Genomic DNA, 17,422 nt, shown 5'->3' with positions numbered 1-17,422 from the left:
CCGGCCGCTCCGCCTCACGGCAAGAGGATGAGGGGCACCGTGTCGGCCGTGGTCTCGAAGGCGCAGTTGCGGATGCTGTCGAAGAAGCCGCCATGCCGGTTCGACAGCCGCGACATCACCGCCGCGTCGTAGCGGGACAGCAGCCGGCGCAGCTCCTCCTGCTCGAAGTCGAGGTCGAGCGAGGCGAGCACGGTCACCTTGCGACCATGCGCGCGCAGCAGCTCCGCCTGGGCGGACACCATCTCGGCGACGCCTGGCCGATCCTCGCCGACCGGCAGGATGGCGACCGGCGCGCCCTGCCAGAGGCCGGTGCGCAGCAGACCCGCCGCCAGCGCGCCGCAGGCGGGTGAGCTGCCGACCAGCAGCAGCACCGCGCGGACATCCGCCGGCCGCCGCGCGACGCGCAGCACCGGCGCGCCGCGCGCCCGCGCCAGGGACGCCGCGATCTCCATGCCCGGCTCCGCTTCCGCGCCATGTGGGCCGGCGCCGGCGGGCAGCACCACCAGGTCCTGCCCGGCCAGCAAGCGGGCCAGGGCGCTGGCCTCCGTCTCCTCATGGCGGGCGACGATGTCGAGATCCGACGATCCGGCCGCGAGGGACTGGAACTCGTCCAACGCGGCGGCGCAGTTCTGCCGGATGCGGGCGCGGCTGCTGGACGCGAGCCAGCTCGACCAGAAGGCGCCGCCGACCGGCAGCGGGCCGCGCCAGGCCCGCGGCTCCAGCCCCGCGCCGGAGAGGCCGGTGAGCTGCGCGCCGGTGCCGCGCGCCATGTCGAGCGCGGCCTCGGTGGCCTCGCGCTGGGCGGCGCCGCCGACGAGGCAGCAGAGGATGCGGCGGATCGCCGCGGGATCGGCGGCGGGTGCGCCGCGGCGGGCCGGATCGGCCGGCCGCCGGAACTCCGGGATCGCGGTCATGGCGTTGTCCTTCGGCAGGAGGTCGCGCGGGATTGAGCGCCGCCGCGCGGTGCGGGCGGGGTCGATGTCGAAGACGCCGCGGTCGAGCACGCCCGCGAGCGCATCGGCGACCGAGGCGGCGCCGAGCGGCGCGCCGGCGACATAGGCGGCGCGGCCCAGCGCGTGGGAGGCGATGGGCGCGGTCAGCACGAGGAAGGCGACGGCGGCGATCGCGGTGAGGATCGCGGCCGGCGTGCCGAGCGCGAGGCCGGCGCCGAGCAGCAGCAGCCCCGCCCCGCCCACGCCCGCCTTCGCCGCCGCGTGCATGCGGCTGAAGGGATCCGGCAACCGCGCGATGCCGAGCGCGGCCAGCGCCACGATGGAGGCGCCAGCGATCAGCAGGATGGCGGCCAGCATGTCGAGCACGGCGCTCATTCGGCCGGCTCCGTCGCGGGCTTCACGCTGGCGCGCTCGAGCAGCCGCGCGAAGGCGACCGCGGCGAGGAAGCCGACCAGCGCAATGCCGAGCGCGATGTCGAGGAAGGCGGCATGGCCGGCGAGCAGCGCCGTCAGCGCGGCGAGACAGACGCCGAGCAGGCCGAGCATGTCGGTGGCGATGGCGCGATCGGCCGAGGACGGGCCGGCGACCAGCCGCCATGCCACCGGCACGAGGCCGAGCGCGACGATCAGCGCGGCGGCCTTCGCCGCCCAGACGACGAGTTCGCTCATGGCAGCACCTCCCTTGCGCGCGCCTCCAGGGTGGACTTCATCCCCTCGATCGCCGCCTCATGGTCCGGCGCATGCAGCACATGGACGTAGAGCGTGCGGCCATCGGCCGAGACGTCGAGGCTGGTGGTGCCGGGCGTCAACGTGACCATGTCGGCGAAGAGCACGGTGCCCGCGGGCGAGCGCACATCGAGCGGCACGGCGAGGATCGCCGGGCGCAGCTGCCCGGTCGGGCCGAGCACGGCGCGGATCGTCGCCCAGGTGGACTTGGCGAGCTCCGCGACGAAGGTGGCCGCCACGCGCAGCCAGGCGAAGGCGCGCCTCATCGCACGGCCTCCGCAAGCTGCACCGGCGGCGCGCCGAGCACCGCGGCGATGTAGGCCTCGCGGTCCAGCAGCGCCTCGGCCGCGGCGAGGGAGAAGGCGGCGAAGGGCTCGGTCCAGAGGCCGATGGTCAGCGTGACCGCGCAGAGCGCGACGATGGGCGCGAAGGTGGCGAAGCGTTGCATGCGGCCCCACTCGCCCGGCGCCGGCTGATGCGCCGCGGCCTCGGCCGGCGCCGCCTTCCAGAAGGCCTCGTTCCAGATCTTCACCATGGAGTAGAGCGTCAGCAGCCCGACCGCGAGCGCGACGGAGGCAAGCAGCCAGGCCTCCGCCTCGAAGCCCGAGCGGATGACGACGAGCTTGCCCCAGAAGCCGGAGAGCGGCGGGATGCCGGCGAGCGAGAGCGCGGGGATCAGGAACATCAGGCCGAGCAGCGGGCGCGTGGCCCAGAGCCCGCCGAGCTTCGCCAGCGCGAAGGAGCCGCCGACCTTCTGCATCGCGCCGGCGACCAGGAACAGGTTCGCCTTCACCACGATGTGGTGGACGATGTAGAGCACCGCGCCGGCGAGCGCGAGCGGCGTCATCAGCGCGACGCCGACCAGCATGTAGCCGATCTGGCTGATGATGTGGAAACTCAGGATGCGCCGCACGTCGTAATGCGCCGCGGCGCCGAGCACGCCGACCACCATGGTCAGCATCGCGACCGCGCCGATGATCGGGCCGAACAGCGCCTGGTCATGCGCGAAGACCAGCGTGAAGACGCGGATGATCGCGTAGACGCCGACCTTGGTCAGCAGCGCGGCGAAGATCGCCGCCACCGGCATGGAAGCCGTGTGGTAGGCGGCGGGCAGCCAGTTGAACAGCGGGAAGACCGCGGCCTTCGCGCCGAAGGAGATCAGCAGCAGCACCGCCGCCGCCGCCAGCGCGCCCTGGTTCTCAACCTGCGGCGCGACGCGCGCGAGGTCGGCGAGGTTCAGCGTGCCCGTAAGGCCGTAGACCAGCCCGACCGCGAGCAGGAAGAAGGTGGTGCCGACCAGGTTCAGCATCACGTAGCGCAGGCCGCCATCCAGCTGCTCGCGCGTGCGGTCCAGCACGAGCAGGCCGAAGGAGGCGATCAGCATCACCTCGAACCAGACATAGAGGTTGAACAGGTCGCCGGTGGAGAAGGCGCCCGCGACGCCCATGACCAGTGCATGGAACAGCGGCTGGAAGCCGGCGCGGTCGCGCTCCGTCGCGCCCGGGCCCATCGCATAGACCGCAACCGCGAGCGCCATCAGCCCGGTGATCACGAGCATGGCGGCGGAGAGCGGATCCACGACCAGCGTGATGCCGAAGGGCGCCGGCCAGTTGCCCATCTGCCCCACCACCATGCCGCCCGTCACCACCTCCGCCAGCAGGGCGAGGGTGGAGAGGAACAGCAGCGCGGCGGCGGCCACGCCGATACGGCGCTGCGCCTCGGGCCGCTGCCACAGCAGCGCGGTGATCGCGCAGGCGGCGAGCGGGATCAGGATGGGGGCGACGAGAAGAAGCTGCCGCATCACACCACCTCCCGCAGCGCGGCGGGGGCCGGCACCGGGCGCGGACGGGCGGGCGGCGGCGGCGGCGCAGGCTCGGCCTGCGGCGTCGAGGCCGACAGCGGCGGCTCGGCCTCCTGCATGTCCTCGGACAGCACGCTGCCGAATTCGGCATGGGCGCGGCGCAGCAGCACCAGCGCGAAGGAGGCGAGGCCGAAGCCGATGACGATGGCGGTCAGCACCAGCGCCTGCGGCAGCGGGTTCGCCGCCCCGGCCTCCAGCGCCTGCGCGCCCGGCGCGACCAGCGGGGGCGCCATCGTGCCGATGCGGCCGGCGGCGAAGATCGTCAGGTTCGCGGCGGTGCCGAGCAGCACGAAGCCGAGCAGCCCGCGCGGCAGGTCGCGCGCCATCAGCAGATAGGCGGCCGCGGCGACGAGCACGCCGATGGCGAGGGGAAGGGCGATCTCCATCGGATCAGTCCTCGTCCACCAGGGCGAAGACCATCGCCGTGATCGTGCCGATCACGGTGAGATAGACGCCGACATCGAAGAGCAGCGCCGTGCCGAGCGGCAGCTTGAAGCCGACGTCCGGGAACCACCAGCGATGCGTCAGGTAGCCCGCAGCGGGATCGATCCAGGCGAGCAGGCCGCTGCCCGCTGCAAGCAGCAGGCCGATGCCGCACCAGCCGGCAGGCGGCACGCGCATCACGCGCAGCGCCGCCTCCCGCCCGCGGGAGATGACGAAGAACACCAGGCCCGCGGAGGCGACGAGGCCGCCGACGAATCCGCCGCCAGGTTCGTTGTGGCCGCGGATCAGCAGGTAGACCGACACCGCCGCCGGCAGCCACAGCAGCAGCGGCGCGGAGACGCGGAGGATCAGGGAGGCGTCCATCTCTCAGCTCCCCACCCGGGCGCCGCGGCCGGAGGCCCGCAGCAGCGCGATCACCGAGAAGGCGGCGATGGCGAGCACCGCGATCTCGCCCAGCGTGTCGAGTGCGCGGAAATCCACCAGGATCACGTTCACCACGTTGCGGCCATGGCCGCCGGGCACGCTCTCCGCGCCGAACCACGCGCCGAGGCGCGGATCGAAGGGCGCGGCGAGCACCGCGAGCAGCACGAGTGCGACCGAGAGGCCGAGCGCGCCCGCCACCGCCGCATCGGTGGTGCGCTGGCGCGCGGTGCGGATGTCGCGCGCGCGCAGCGGCAGGCGGATCAGCACCGTCGCCAGGATGACGATCAGCAACACCTCCACGGTGAACTGCGTCAGCGCCACGTCCGGCGCGCCGAAGGTGAGGAACACCAGCGCCGTGCCGAAACCGACCAGGCCGGTCGCCATCACCGCCGCCAGCGTGCCGCGCGCGACCGCGGCCGCGATGGCGCCGAGCGCGATCGGCAGGAAGGCGAGCGCGCGGAAATCGAGCGGCGCGGCCTCCGGCAGGTCCAGGCCGCCACGCGCCACCAGCACGGCCAGCGGACCGAGGGCGGCGACGAGCAGCAGCACCTGCATGTAGCCGCGCAGGCTGCCATGCTGGACGAGACGCGTCGTGCCCTCGGCCGTCGCCACCAGGCCGGCCAGGGCGCGGTCATAGAGGCGCGCGGTGTCGAAGCGGTCGAAGGCGGCGGCGCGGCGCAGGCGCGGCATCAGGCGCTCCCAGCCGAGCAGCAGCAGCAGGCCGAGCGCGATGGTGGCCACGCTGAGCGCCAGCACGGGCGTGAAGCCGTGCCAGAGCTTGAGTGGCACCGCGGCCGGCGCGCCGAGCATCGCCGCGACCGCGCCATCCACCAGCCAGGCGCCGACAAGGGAGGGTGCTGCGCCGGCCAGCAGGCCGAGCCCGGCCAGCAGGATCGGGCCGGCCAGCATGGATTTCGGCGGATCATGCGGCGCCTGGGGCGTCGGGCGCAGCGGGCCGAAGAAGAGCCTCCAGGAGAGCAGGCCGGCGATGGCCACCATCGCGGCGTTCACCAGGAAGCCGATGCTGGCGAAGAGCCCCGCGGCGCCGCCGGTGGCGAGCTTCGCCTCGTAGATGATCTCCTTGGCGACGAAGCCCACGAAGGGCGGCAGGCCGGCCATGGACAGCGCGGCGAGCACGGCGGCCAGTGCCGTCAGCGGCATGGCGCGGCGCAGCCCGCCGAGTGCAGCGGCATCGCGCGTGCCGGTCTCGTGGTCCACGATGCCGGCGACCAGGAACAGCGCCGCCTTGTAGAGCGCATGCACCAACAGGAAGGTGACCGCCGCGGTCGCCGAGAGCGCCGGCGCCAGGCCGATCAGCATGGTGAGCGAGCCGAGCGCGGTGACGGTGGTCCAGGCCAGCACGCGCTTCAGGTCGCTCTCGCGCAGCGCGTAGATCGCGCCGACGGCGGTGGTGAGCAGGCCGGCGGTGGTCAGCAGCTCCTGCCACAGCGCCTCGTGCTGATAGACCGGATTGAGCCGCGCCATCAGGTAGATGCCGAGCTTCACCATGGTGGCGGAATGCAGATAGGCGCTGACCGGCGTGGGCGCGGCCATGGCGTTCGGCAGCCAGAACTGGAAGGGGAACTGCGCCGACTTGGTGAAGCAGCCGAGGATGACCAGCAGCATCGCCGGGATGGCGGCGGGATGCGCCAGCACCGCCTCGCGCGCCGCGATGATGCCGGAGAGGCTGGTGGTGCCGGCGGCGATCGCGACCAGGATCAGGCCCGCGAGCAGCGCCAGGCCGCCGCCGCCGGTGACCATCAGCGCCTGCAGCGCGGCCTTCCGCGCGCCGGGCTTCTCGTGATCGTAGGCGACGAGGAAGAAGGAGGCGAGGCTCGTCAACTCCCAGAAGACGAAGAGCGTCACGACATCGTCCGCCGTCACGGCGCCGAGCATCGCGACCATGAAGATCAGCAGCAGCGTGACCAGGCGCGGCAGGCGGGGGTCGCCCTTCAGGTAACGGCTGGCATAGAGCAGCACGAGTGCGCCGATGCCGGTGATGAGCAGCACGAAGACGAGCGAAAGGCCATCGAGCCGCAGCCCGCCCACGACGCCGAGGGACGGCACGGACCAGAAGCCGAACCGCAGGTCGGTGGCCTCCGTCACGCCCGGCGCGGCGAGCAGGTAGAGCAGGAAGGCGAGCGCGGCGACGGCGGCGCCGGCCTGCGCCACGCCGCGCTTCATCGTGGTGGCCGCAACGGCGCCTGCCAGGCCGAGGCCGAGCGGAAAGCCGAGCGCAAGGGACGGGGCGATGCTCATCGCCACACCATGTTTCAAGAGACGTGCCAGGCCGCGCGGCGTGCCGGACGACGTGAAATCAACGGTTTGGCAATCCGGACCGATCCAAGCGCGTTCAGCGGCGCGAACGCGCGAACGCCCCGATGTTCGCGTTCGCGAACATCCGGAGCGACAGGCTAGGGCGTGCCGCCGATCCGATCCTGCGGCTGCGGCGCGACCGGCAGGGCAGCCGGCTCCTCGTCCTTCAGCGCCACGCCGGTCTGGCCGAGCCGGCGGGCGGCATCGAGCAGCCACAGCAGCTTGCGCGCGGCGGCCTCGGGCGGCAGGCCCTCGGGGCGGATGTTGCTGATGCAGTTCCGCTCCGCATCGGTGCGGCCGCGGCGCGGCGCCCAGGTGAGGTAGCAGCCGAGGCTGTCCGTGGCGGAGAGGCCTGGCCGCTCGCCGATCAGCACGGCGACCGCGGCGGCCTGCAGCGCCTCGCCGATTGCGTCGCCAAGCGCCACGCGCGCCTGGGTCGCGATCACCACGGGCGCCACCGGCCAGCCCGCCGCGCGAAGGCCCGGCAGCAGCGCGGCGAGCAGCGGCGGCGCATGCGCCTGCACCCCGGTGGCGCAGAGCCCGTCGGCCAGCACGATCGCGACGCTGCCGGGCATCGCGGCTTCGGACAGCCCCGCCGCCTCGCCATCCGCCAGGCGCCGCCCGAGATCGGGACGCAGCAGGTAGCTGCGGCGATCGGGTGCCGCGCTCGCCACGCGGCGCACGGGAACGCCCAAGGCGCCGACCGCGCCTTCGAGCGCCGGCGCGTCGAGGGCGGACCACACGGCATCGCGCGCCCGTGCATGCGCTTCCTGGAAATCGAGATGCGCCGCGGTCGGCAGCGCATTCCCGGCGCGGCCGAGCGCGACGCGCGCCGGGGTGAAGCGGCGCAGGTCGCGCCACAGCACGGGCGTGCTCATCGCAGCAACTCCGTCATCGGCGCCGGCAGCGCCTCCGGCGTGCGGTCCGCGATGCCCATGCGTTCCAGCCAGGCGGCGAATTCCGGCGCAGGGCGCTTTCCCAGCGCCGCGCGCGCATAAAGCCCGTCATGGAAGGAGGTGGACTGGTAGGCGAGCATCACGTCATCCGCGCCCGCCACGCCCATGACGTATGTCACACCGGCGACGCCGAGCAGCGTGAGCAGCGCGTCCATGTCGTCCTGGTCGGCCTCGGCGTGGTTGGTGTAGCAAACATCGACGCCCATCGGCAGGCCGAGCAGCTTGCCGCAAAAGTGGTCCTCGAGGCCCGCGCGGGTGATCTGCTTGCCGTCGAACAGGTATTCCGGGCCGATGAAGCCGACCACGCTGTTCACCAGCAGAGGCGAGAAGGCGCGGGCCACCGCATAGGCCCGCGCCTCGATCGTCTGCTGGTCGCAGCCGTGATGCGCCTCCGCGGAGAGTGCGCTGCCCTGGCCGGTCTCGAAATACATCAGGTCGTCGCCGAGCGTGCCGCGCTTCAAGGCCAGCGCGGCCTCCCGCGCCTCCCTCAGAAGTGCCAGCGAGACGCCAAAACTCTCGTTGGTCTTCTGCGTGCCGCCGATGGATTGGAACACCAGATCCACCGGCGCGCCGCGCTCGATCGCGAGCAGCGTGGTGGTGACATGCGCCAGCACGCAGGTCTGCGTGGGAATGTCGAAGCGGGCGCGCACGCCGTCCAGCATCGCCAGCAGGCGACAGATGTTGTCCACGTTGTCGGTCGCCGGGTTCACGCCGATCACCGCATCGCCGGCGCCGAGCAGAAGCCCGTCCAGGATCTGCGCGGCGACGCCCTTCGGATCGTCCACCGGGTCGTTGGGCTGCAACCGGATCGAGAGCGTGCCGGGCAGGCCGATGGTGTTGCGGAAGCGGGTGGTCACGCGGCACTTCGCGGCGATGGTGACCAGGTCCTGCAGCCGGCAGATCTTGCTGACGGCCGCGACCATTTCGGGCGTCAGGCCCGGCGCGAGGGCCGTCAGCGCGGCGCTGTCCGCCTCGGCCAGCAGCCAGTCGCGGAAGCCGCCGACGGTCAGGTGCGCCACCGGCGCGAAGGCGGCGGCGTCATGGCCGTCCTGGATCAGCCGCGTGACTTCGTCGGCCTCGTAGGGGACGACGGCCTCCGAAAGAAAATGACGCAGCGGCAGCTCGGCCAGGGCGCGCTGCGCCGCGCCGCGCTCCGCCGCGCTCTCCGCAGCCACGCCGGCCAGCACGTCGCCGGAGCGCAAGGGCGTGGCCCGCGCCAGCAGGGAGCGGAGGTCGGGGAAGACGTGGCGGGTGCCGCCCACCGTGTGCGCGAAGCCCATGCCGCCACAGATGCCACCGGCCGCCCCGTCTTGCCAGCCCGCACGGCACCGCCCAAGGATGCGCCCGCTTCGGGAGGACCGGGATGGACCGCGACGCGCTGGAAATGCGCCCCGATGCGGCGGCCGATTGGCCGGACCGCATCTTCGATGTTTTCAAGGCCCACGGCATCACGCAGGTGGCGCTGGTGCCGGATGCCGGCCATGCAAGGCTGATCCGCCGCTGCCTCGCCGACCCGGCCATGACCGTCGTGACCCTCACCACCGAGGAGGAGGGGGTGGCGATGCTGGTCGGGTCCTGGCTCGGGGGCGCGAAGGGCGTGCTGCTGATGCAGTCTTCCGGCGTCGGCAACTGCATCAACATGCTCTCGCTGCCGGTGCTGCACCGCGCGCCGCTGCCGATGATCGTGACGATGCGCGGCGACTTCGGGGAGTTCAACCCGGCGCAGATCCCGATGGGCAACGCCGTGCAGCCGACGCTGGAAGCGATGGGCACGCTGGTGCGCCGCGCGGACGTGCCGCAGGACGTGCCGGCGGTGGTGGATGCGGTGATCCGCCTGGCCTTCAACACCTACCGCCCGACCGCGGCGCTGCTCGGGCAGCGGCTGATCGGCGCAAAAACCTTCGGCAAGGATTGAGGGCGATGCTCGACCGACGCGACGTGGTGCGGGCGCTGCTCAAGGATCGCGGCGACCTGCTGGTGGTGGCGGGGCTCGGCGCCTCGGCCTGGGACATCACGGAAGCGGGCGATTGCCCGCAGAATTTTCCGTTGTGGGGCGGCATGGGCGGGGCGGCGGTGCTCGGCCTCGGGCTGGCGCTGGCGCAGCCGCAGCGTCGCGTGCTGGTGATCACCGGCGATGGCGAGATGCTGATGGGCCTCGGCGCACTCTGCACCATCGCGGTGAAGAAGCCGGCCAATCTTTCGGTCGTGGTGCTCGACAACGAGCATTACAGCGAGACCGGCGGGCAGGAGACGGCGACGCGCCACGGCGTGGACCTGGCCGCCATCGCGCGCGGCGCCGGCATCGCGGATTCGCGCGTTGTGCATGGCGCGCAGGAGCTCGCGCCGCTGCGCCAGGCTATCCATGCGACGACAGCGCCACTGTTTGCCAACGTCAAGGTCGCGCCAGGCAATCACCCGCTGGTGCTGCCGCCACGCGAGGGCGCCTATCTCACCGCGCGCTTCCGCGAGGCCGTGCTCGGGCCTGCCGCGCATCACCAGCTCTGAAGGCCGCCGCATGCCGCATGTGATCTGCTCGCACCCGATCCACCCGGATGCGGAGGCAGTGATCCGCGCCACGCCCGGCTTCACGCTGGAGACGCTGACGGACCGCAGCCTTGCCGGTCTGGCGGCACGCCTGCCGGCCGCCGACGCGCTGATCCTGCGCACCATCCGCGTGGACGAGGATTTTCTTTCGCACTGTGCGCGCCTGCAAATCCTGGCGCGTCACGGCGTCGGCTACGACATCATCGACGTGCCCGCGCTCACGCGCCGAAAGATCCCGCTGACGATCACGCCGGAGGCGAATGCGGTCAGCGTGGCGGAGCACGCGCTGATGCTCATGCTCGCCAGCATGCGCAAGCTGCGCGGCTATGATGCGAATGTGCGCGGCTTCGTCTGGGGCGGGCAGGCCGCCCTGCCGAGCTTCGAGCTCGCCGGGAAGACCGTTCTGGTCTTCGGCTTCGGCCGCATCGGCACGCGCGTCGCGCGGCTCTGCCAGGCCTTCGGCATGCGCGTGCTGGTGCGCGATCCCTACATGCCGAAGGGCACGATCCGCGGCGCGGGCTACGAGCCGGTGGAGGACCTCGTCGTGGCGGCAGCCGAGGCCGACATCGTCACGTTGCACTGCCCTTCGAACGCGGAAACCCGCGGCATGGTGGATGCGGGCTTCCTGCGCGGCATGAAGCGCGGCGCGGTGCTGGTGAACACCGCGCGCGGCACGCTGGTGGAGGAAGCTGCGCTCGCCGCGGCGCTGACCGAGGGCCATCTCTCCGCCGCCGGCCTCGACGTGTTCGAGGAGGAGCCGGTGGAGACGCCGATCGCGCTGCTCTCCGCGCCCAACCTGATCCTGACGCCGCATGTCGCGGCCAGCACGCAGGAAGGGCTGCGGCGCATGGCGCTGGAAAGCGCCGCGGCGGTGCTGGGCTACTTCACCGGGACGCTCGATCCCGACGTGGTGGTCAACAAGGAGATGCTGGGCCGGAACGCCTAGTTCCCGGTCCAGTTCGGCGCGCGCTTCTCCAGGAAGGCCGTCACGCCTTCCCGAAAATCCTGGCTGCCGAAGCACAGGGTGACGAGGTCGTCGCCATGGATCGCGCCGGCGGCCTGGCGCAGGCGCTTCAGCGCGAACTTCGTGGCCGTCAGCGTTCGCGGCGCCAAACCCGCGATGTGATTGGCGAGTTCCATCGCGCGCGCTTCCAGCGCCTCCGGCGTCTCCAGCAGCTCGGAGACGAGGCCGGCCTTCAGCGCCTCGTCCGCCTCGACCAGGCGCGCCGTGAAGACCAGCTCCTTCACGCGCGCCGGTCCGATCAGCGCGGCGAAGCGGGAATAATTCGCCATCGAGAGACAGTTGCCGAGGGTGCGCGCAATGGGCAGCCCGAAGCGCGCATTGGCCGCGGCGATGCGCAGGTCGCAGACGCCGGCGATACCGAGCCCGCCGCCGGTGCAGGCGCCGGCGATGGCCGCGATCACCGGCTTCGGGCAATCCTCGATGGCCGACAGCACGCGGTCGATCCGCGCCTCGTAGTCCAGCGCATCCTGGCCGGTGCGGAACTCCTTGAACTGGCTGATGTCGGTGCCGGCCGCGAAGGCCTTGCCGCCGGCGCCGGTGATGACCCAGGCGCGGATGGCCGGGTTCTCCGCCACCGCCTTCGCCTGCTCGAACAGGCCTTCGTACATGGCGAAGGTCATGGCGTTGCGCGCCTGGGGGCGGTTCAGCGTGGTCCAGGCCACGGGGCCGCGCGTTTCGTGCAGGATGTCGCTCATCGGTGTCTCCTCGGCGACCTCTTGTGCGGCCGGCGGGGCCGGGGCGACAAGGGGGGCGGAAAGCCAGGACAGGACCGCATGCGCATCGTCAGCGTGAAGCAGGGGGTCGCCCCGATCAGCAGCGCCATCGCCAACGCCTATATCGACTTCTCGAAGATGACGGCGTCCATCGTCGCCGTGACGGTGGAGGGGGATGGCAGGCGCGCCACCGGCTACGGCTTCAACTCCAACGGCCGCTACGCGCAGCCCGGCCTGCTGGCGGAACGCTTCGTGCCACGCCTGACCGAGGCGACGGAAGCGCAGGTCACCGACCCGCAGGGAAGGCTCGACCCCGCCGGCGCCTGGGCCGCGATGATGAAGAACGAGAAGCCGGGCGGTCATGGGGAGCGCAGCGTGGCCGTCGGCGTGCTGGACATGGCGCTGTGGGACGCGGCGGCGAAGCTGGAGGGCGTGCCGCTCTGGCGCCTGCTGGCGGATCGCCACAATGGCGGCCAGGCCGACGAGGCGGCGTGGGTCTATGCGGCCGGCGGCTACTACTATCCCGGCAAGGGCGTGGACCAGCTGGTCGAGGAGATGAGGCGCTACCTCGGCATGGGCTATTCCACCGTGAAGATGAAGATCGGCGGCGCGCCCGGCACCGGCCTGAAGGAAGCGCTGGCCGAGGATCTTTCCCGCATCGAGGCCGTGCTGAAGCTGTTGGGCGGCGACGGCCAGAAACTCTGCGTGGACGTGAATGGCCGCTTCGGCCTGCATGCCGCGCTCACCTACGCCGCGGCGCTGCGCCCCTTCAACCTGCGCTGGTACGAGGAGCCGCTGGACCCGCTGGACTACAGCACCCATGCGACGCTCGCCGAGCACTATGGGCCGCCGATCGCGACGGGCGAGAACCTGTTCTCCATGCTGGATGCGCGCAACCTGATCCGGCATGGCGGTCTGCGGCCGGATCGCGACATCCTGCAATTCGACCCAGCGCTGTCCTACGGCCTGGTCGAGTATCTGCGCACGCTGCAGATGCTGGTGGAGCATGGCTGGTCGCCACGGCGCTGCGTACCGCATGGCGGGCACCAGTTCGCGCTGAACATCGCCGTCGGCCTCGGCCTCGGCGGCAACGAAAGCTATCCGGAGGTTTTTGCGCCGTTCGGCGGCTTCGCGGACGACGTTCCGGTGCGGGACAGCCGCGTGAAGATGCCGGACATCCCGGGCATCGGCTTCGAGGCGAAGAACGCGCTCTTCGCCGTGCTCAGGACCCTGGATTGACGGCCGGCACGGGCAGGCTCTGCCCGGCCAGCCACGGCGCGACGTTGTCGTCGGCGCGCGACGGCAGCGGCGCCTGGGGCGCGGCGAGGAAGGCGATCAGGTCGTCCACCACCGTGGCGCGCTCGCGGCCGGCCAGCAGCAGGTGGTATCCGCCCGCATAGACGCCGAGACGGATCGGCGCGCCAGGCGGAAGGCGCGACAGCGCCGCGCGGCTCGCGAAGTTCGGCACCACCGTGTCCTGCGCGCCGATCAGCATCAGCGTCGGCACGTGCTGCCCACTTGCGGTGCGGCAGCACAGCGGCAAGGCGGCCACCGCTTCGTCCATCAGGTCCACGAGGCCCACTGCGGAATCCACCCGCGTGTTGCGGATCACCAGCGGATCGCGGCCGAGGCGGCGAAGGGCCACGGGATTGTCGCTCGCCACCACGCCGCTGACACCGCCCTGGAAAGGCACAGCCGGAATGGTTCGCGAAACCAGCCACAACCCGCCGCGCATGAAGGGGTTCATCGCCAGCCGCGACCACATCGCCGGCGTCAGCAGCACATAGCCGTCCACCGGCGGCGGCGGCGTGCCGGCGGCCGCGAGGATCGCAACCGAGGCGCCCATGCTCTCGCCGAGCAGATACAGCGGCAGGCCCGGATGGCGCCGGCGGAGCAGCCGCGCGGCATTCGCCGCATCCGCGGCCAGCGTCTCGGCGCCCGCCCAGTAGCCGCGGTTCGGCGCCCGGCCGAAGCCGCGCTGGTCATAGGCATAGACCAGCAGGCCGGCGCCGGTCAGCGCCGCGATGCTGTCGGTCAGGAAGTTGCCGGAATGGTCGTTGAAGCCATGCAGCGCCAGCAAGACCGCGCGCGGCGGGCCTTCCGGCGCGAAGCGGCGCAGCGGCAGGGCGGCGCCGTCCGGGGCGATGATGGCGTCTTCCCGCAGGCCGGGCGCGGTGGTGGCGGGGCCCGCCGGCAGCACCACCGGCGAGCACCCGGCCGCCAGCAGCAGGGCCAGCAGCAGCGTCGCGCCTTGGCGGAGGGCCGGGCGCAGGCTAGGCACTCTCCACGGGATTGCGAGGCGAGCCATGAGACGAGAGATACAGCCCGCGCGGGAAGGTCAAGACGGAACCGTCGAGATCGGCACCGGCGCATTGATCGCCCGCGTGAAGCCGCTGGGGGCGGAGCTGTGCAGCCTGCGCGATGCCGCCGGCCAGGAATTCCTCTGGCAGGCCGGCGAGGCATGGCCGCGCCACGCGCCAATCCTGTTCCCGATCGTCGGCCGGCTGCATGACGACGTGCTGCGACTGGGCGAGCAGCGCCATCACATCGGCCAGCATGGTTTCGCGCGCGATCTGCCTTTCGAGCTTGTGGAGCGCGACCCGGCCGCCTGCCGCTTCCTGCTGCGCGACAACCCGGTCACGCACGCCGCCTATCCCTTTCCCTTCCAACTGGAGGTTTCCTACGCGGCGCATGAGGCGAGTCTCGCCATCGGCTACACCGTGATCAATCCGGGCGAGGCGCTGCTGCCCTTCTGCGTCGGCGCGCATCCGGCATTCTGCTGGCCGCTGCCGGGCGCCGGACCGAAGGCGGCGCATCGGCTGGAATTCGAGCAGGAGGAGAGCGGGCCGGTGCATCGCCCCGGCAGCCTCGGCCTTCTCGATCCCATGCCGCAGCCTTTTCCGGCGCAGGGCCGCACGCTGCCGCTGGAGGATGCGCTGTTCGCGGACGGCGCGCTCGTGCTGCTGGCGCCGGCCAGCCGGCATGTGCGCTTCACGGCACCCGGCGCACCGGGCCTGGAGGTGGCGTGGCAGGGTTTTGCGCAGCTCGGCATCTGGATGAAGCCGGGCGCCGAGTTCCTGTGCATCGAGCCCTGGGCGGGGCATGCGGACTTCGCCGGGCAGCCGACCGACTTCCGCCGCAAGCCCGCGATCCAGGTGCTGGAGCCCGGCGAAAGCCGCAGCTTCCATCACCGGATCAGCCTGCTCGGCTGACCATCGCGCGTAGCGCCGCAACCGCCACCTTGCCGAGCGCCGTGCGCGGCAACGCGTCCACGATGATGACCGCGCGCGGATGCTTGAAGCGCGCGATGCGCCCTTCGAAATGCGCCAGCACGCGCGCAGCGTCGAAGTCTTCTGTCGCCGGCACGACGACGGCGACCGGCACCTCGCCCCATTTCGGGTCAGGTCGGCCGACCACGGCGCATTCCGCCACGCCGGGCGCCGTGGCCAGCACGCGCTCGACCTCGGCGGGATAGATGTTCTCGCCGCCGGAGATGATCACATGCTTCAGGCGATCGGTGAACCACCAGCCGCCTTGCTCGTCGATGCGCCCGATGTCGCCAGTGGGGAACCAGCCGTCGCGCAGCGCGTCGTCGCGCTTCCAATAGCCGCGCAGCAAAGCGGGACCGCGGACCTCGATCTCACCGTTCGGCGCCAGGCGGCATTCGGCATGCATGGCGGGGCGGCCGATGGAGCCGGGCGCGGCGAGCGCCTCGGCGCGCGTCTGCAGGATGGCGATGGGGCAGGTTTCCGTCGCGCCATACACCTGCTGCACCGGCACACCCTTCGCGTGAAACGCCTCGATCAGCGGAACCGGCACATCGGAGGATCCGGCGCCGACCGCGCGCAGCGAGGAGAGATCCGCGGACGCCCAGCGCGCATGCGCCACCAGCGCCTGCATCACCGCGGGCACCACAAGCGAGAGCGTCGGCCGCCGCTGCTCGACCGCATCGAAGAAGGCGCCTGGATCGAAGCGCGGATGGAGGATCACCTCCGCGCCCGCATAGAGCGCAGGCGTAGTCTGGATATTGAGGCCGCCGACATGGAACAGCGGCAGCACGGTCAGCACGCGGTCCGCGGAGGTGAGGTCGAATCCATGCAGCGCGTTCAGCGCATTGAACAGCAGCGCGCGCTGGTCCAGCAGCGCGCCCTTCGGGCGGCCCGTGGTGCCGGAGGTGTAGACGAGCAGCAGCGGGTCCTCCTCGTCGCCGACAGGGATCGCCGGCTCACGGCTGCCGAGCGCGGTCGCATCCGCCACCGCGCAGCCATCTGGCGCCGATGCCTGCGCGGCGCGCAGCATCTCCGGCGTGGCGCAGAGCAGGCGCGTGCCGGAATCAGCCAGGATGAACTGCCATTCCGGCGCGGCAAGCCGCCAGTTCAACGGCACCTGGATCGCGCCGAGTCGCGCGCAGGCGAACAGCAGCACGAGCTGCGACGGGTGATTGTGGCCTAGGAAGCCGACGCGGTCGCCATGCCCGACGCCCCGCGCGGACAGGGCGGCCGCCGCGTCCTCCACCATGCGTGCGAAGCTGAGCCAGGTGATGGCCTGGCCTTCGAAGCGCAGCGCGACGCGATCCGGCGCGTGGTCCGCGTGGCGTTCGGGCCAGCGCCAGAGCATCAGTCCGTCTCGCCCTTCTCGTACAGCGCCTCCCGCCCGATCCGGTCGAGGCAGAGCTCCGCGGTCCAGGGCAGCATCAACGCGCCGCAGCGGCTGTCGCGGTAGATGCGCTCCAGCGGCAGCGACTTCAGCATGGACTGGCCGCCGCATGTGCGGATGGCGAGCGTCGCGATGGCGTTGGCGTTCTCCATGACCGTGTGCTGCGCGGCCAGCGCGCGCAGCATCTGCTCCTTCGTCGGGTCGGGACCGGCTTCGGTGATCGCCTGGAACCACAGCGCCTTGGTGGCTTCCAGCATCACGCGCATCTGCGCCACCGCGATCTGCTTGGTGGGATACATGCGCCGCTTCACCGGCGGCGTGCCCGGCTGCTCCCCGCGCAGATAGCGCACGCAGAAATCATAGGCCGCCTGCGCCAGGCCCATATAGGTCGGCGACAGCGTCAGGAACATGTGCGGCCAGCGCGAGGCCGCCTGGAAATAGAGGCCGGGCGGCATCAGCGCCGCGTCCTCCGGCACGAAGACGTCTTGGAACAGCAGGTTGCGCGAGACGGTGCCGCGCATGCCGAGCGGATCCCACTCGCCCTCCACCGTCACGCCCGGCGCCGTCGCCGGCACGCCGAGATACAGCGTGTCGCGGCGCGAGAGTTTCTCGTCGCCGTGCTGCTCGGTGCAGAGGATGCCGTAGTAGTCGGCATGGCCCGCCAGGCTGGCAAAGATCTTCTTGCCGTTGACCAGGAAGCCGCCATCCACGCGGCGTGCGGTGGTGCCGAAGGCGGCGGCACCGGCCGCCGGCCCCCCCCCCCCCCCCCACCGCCGCGGCGAGGTAAGGGCCCCCCCCCCCGGGGGG

The 17,422-nt window shown here is 72.0% G+C and carries 18 protein-coding genes; 5 read left to right on the top strand and 13 right to left on the bottom strand.

The features are described from left to right. Positions 1-14: 14 nt before the first annotated feature. From mnhG to AC1MIR_RS12420, 9 genes are all read right to left on the bottom strand, one after another. Positions 15-1,328, bottom strand: coding sequence for a monovalent cation/H(+) antiporter subunit G (gene mnhG / locus AC1MIR_RS12460; RefSeq protein WP_480028471.1), 1,314 nt, complete (start codon positions 1,326-1,328; stop codon positions 15-17). Then, on the bottom strand, positions 1,325-1,621 hold the full coding sequence (locus tag AC1MIR_RS12455) for an MrpF/PhaF family protein (RefSeq protein ID WP_480028470.1): 297 nt from the start codon (positions 1,619-1,621) through the stop codon (positions 1,325-1,327). Before AC1MIR_RS12455 ends, mnhG begins: the two co-directional genes overlap by 4 nt. Beyond that, entirely contained in the window at positions 1,618-1,944 is a 327-nt protein-coding gene (locus AC1MIR_RS12450; protein ID WP_480028469.1) for a Na+/H+ antiporter subunit E, read from the bottom strand. Before AC1MIR_RS12450 ends, AC1MIR_RS12455 begins: the two co-directional genes overlap by 4 nt. Beyond that, a complete protein-coding gene (locus AC1MIR_RS12445; protein WP_480028468.1) occupies positions 1,941-3,479 on the bottom strand; it encodes a Na+/H+ antiporter subunit D in 1,539 nt (512 codons plus the stop codon). The genes AC1MIR_RS12450 and AC1MIR_RS12445 overlap by 4 nt, the downstream gene beginning before the upstream one ends. Further along, positions 3,479-3,925, bottom strand: a complete 447-nt coding sequence (locus AC1MIR_RS12440; RefSeq protein WP_480028467.1) for an NADH-quinone oxidoreductase subunit K — start codon at positions 3,923-3,925, stop codon at positions 3,479-3,481. Before AC1MIR_RS12440 ends, AC1MIR_RS12445 begins: the two co-directional genes overlap by 1 nt. Positions 3,926-3,929: 4 nt before the next feature. Further along, complete coding sequence (locus AC1MIR_RS12435) at positions 3,930-4,346, bottom strand: MnhB domain-containing protein (protein ID WP_480028466.1); 417 nt, start codon at positions 4,344-4,346, stop codon at positions 3,930-3,932. 3 nt (positions 4,347-4,349) lie between these two features. Next, entirely contained in the window at positions 4,350-6,665 is a 2,316-nt protein-coding gene (gene mbhE, locus AC1MIR_RS12430) for a hydrogen gas-evolving membrane-bound hydrogenase subunit E (RefSeq protein ID WP_480028465.1), read from the bottom strand. Between the two features lie 155 nt (positions 6,666-6,820). After that, positions 6,821-7,600: an ethanolamine ammonia-lyase subunit EutC gene (gene eutC / locus AC1MIR_RS12425; protein WP_480028464.1), complete on the bottom strand. Its 780-nt coding sequence runs from the start codon at positions 7,598-7,600 to the stop codon at positions 6,821-6,823. After that, positions 7,597-8,958, bottom strand: coding sequence for an ethanolamine ammonia-lyase subunit EutB (locus AC1MIR_RS12420; protein ID WP_480028463.1), 1,362 nt, complete (start codon positions 8,956-8,958; stop codon positions 7,597-7,599). Before AC1MIR_RS12420 ends, eutC begins: the two co-directional genes overlap by 4 nt. A gap of 83 nt (positions 8,959-9,041) precedes the next feature. Here AC1MIR_RS12420 and AC1MIR_RS12415 point away from each other — a divergent pair, with 83 nt between their 5' ends. The 3 genes from AC1MIR_RS12415 to AC1MIR_RS12405 are packed head-to-tail and all read left to right on the top strand — an operon-like array spanning position 9,042 to position 11,168. Then, on the top strand, positions 9,042-9,593 hold the full coding sequence (locus AC1MIR_RS12415) for a phosphonopyruvate decarboxylase (RefSeq protein ID WP_480028462.1): 552 nt from the start codon (positions 9,042-9,044) through the stop codon (positions 9,591-9,593). A gap of 5 nt (positions 9,594-9,598) precedes the next feature. Continuing rightward, positions 9,599-10,183 (top strand): thiamine pyrophosphate-dependent enzyme, encoded by a 585-nt coding sequence (locus AC1MIR_RS12410; protein WP_480028461.1) that lies wholly within the window; start codon positions 9,599-9,601, stop codon positions 10,181-10,183. 10 nt (positions 10,184-10,193) lie between these two features. Further along, positions 10,194-11,168: an NAD(P)-dependent oxidoreductase gene (locus tag AC1MIR_RS12405; protein ID WP_480028460.1), complete on the top strand. Its 975-nt coding sequence runs from the start codon at positions 10,194-10,196 to the stop codon at positions 11,166-11,168. On the opposite strand, the gene AC1MIR_RS12400 is transcribed toward AC1MIR_RS12405, so the two are convergent. Then, complete coding sequence (locus AC1MIR_RS12400; protein ID WP_480028459.1) at positions 11,165-11,941, bottom strand: enoyl-CoA hydratase/isomerase family protein; 777 nt, start codon at positions 11,939-11,941, stop codon at positions 11,165-11,167. The two genes, AC1MIR_RS12405 and AC1MIR_RS12400, sit on opposite strands and share 4 nt — an antisense overlap. Positions 11,942-12,019: 78 nt before the next feature. Here AC1MIR_RS12400 and AC1MIR_RS12395 point away from each other — a divergent pair, with 78 nt between their 5' ends. Then, on the top strand, positions 12,020-13,198 hold the full coding sequence (locus AC1MIR_RS12395) for an enolase C-terminal domain-like protein (protein ID WP_480028458.1): 1,179 nt from the start codon (positions 12,020-12,022) through the stop codon (positions 13,196-13,198). Here AC1MIR_RS12395 and AC1MIR_RS12390 read toward each other — a convergent pair. After that, on the bottom strand, positions 13,182-14,240 hold the full coding sequence (locus tag AC1MIR_RS12390) for an alpha/beta fold hydrolase (RefSeq protein WP_480028457.1): 1,059 nt from the start codon (positions 14,238-14,240) through the stop codon (positions 13,182-13,184). The two genes, AC1MIR_RS12395 and AC1MIR_RS12390, sit on opposite strands and share 17 nt — an antisense overlap. A gap of 25 nt (positions 14,241-14,265) precedes the next feature. Here AC1MIR_RS12390 and AC1MIR_RS12385 point away from each other — a divergent pair, with 25 nt between their 5' ends. After that, positions 14,266-15,171: an aldose 1-epimerase family protein gene (locus AC1MIR_RS12385; RefSeq protein WP_480028456.1), complete on the top strand. Its 906-nt coding sequence runs from the start codon at positions 14,266-14,268 to the stop codon at positions 15,169-15,171. On the opposite strand, the gene AC1MIR_RS12380 is transcribed toward AC1MIR_RS12385, so the two are convergent. Next, positions 15,155-16,576, bottom strand: a complete 1,422-nt coding sequence (locus AC1MIR_RS12380) for an AMP-binding protein (RefSeq protein WP_480028455.1) — start codon at positions 16,574-16,576, stop codon at positions 15,155-15,157. The two genes, AC1MIR_RS12385 and AC1MIR_RS12380, sit on opposite strands and share 17 nt — an antisense overlap. Next, positions 16,576-17,422, bottom strand: an 847-nt coding sequence (locus AC1MIR_RS12375; RefSeq protein WP_480028454.1) for an acyl-CoA dehydrogenase family protein, incomplete at its 5' end; no start/stop codon positions are given. The genes AC1MIR_RS12380 and AC1MIR_RS12375, both read right to left, overlap by 1 nt.

It is taken from the genome of Falsiroseomonas sp. RANM36 (assembly GCF_056682175.1).
The sequence above is the reverse complement of the archived record's forward strand: the minus strand, read 5'-3'. Positions and strand labels throughout refer to the sequence as shown.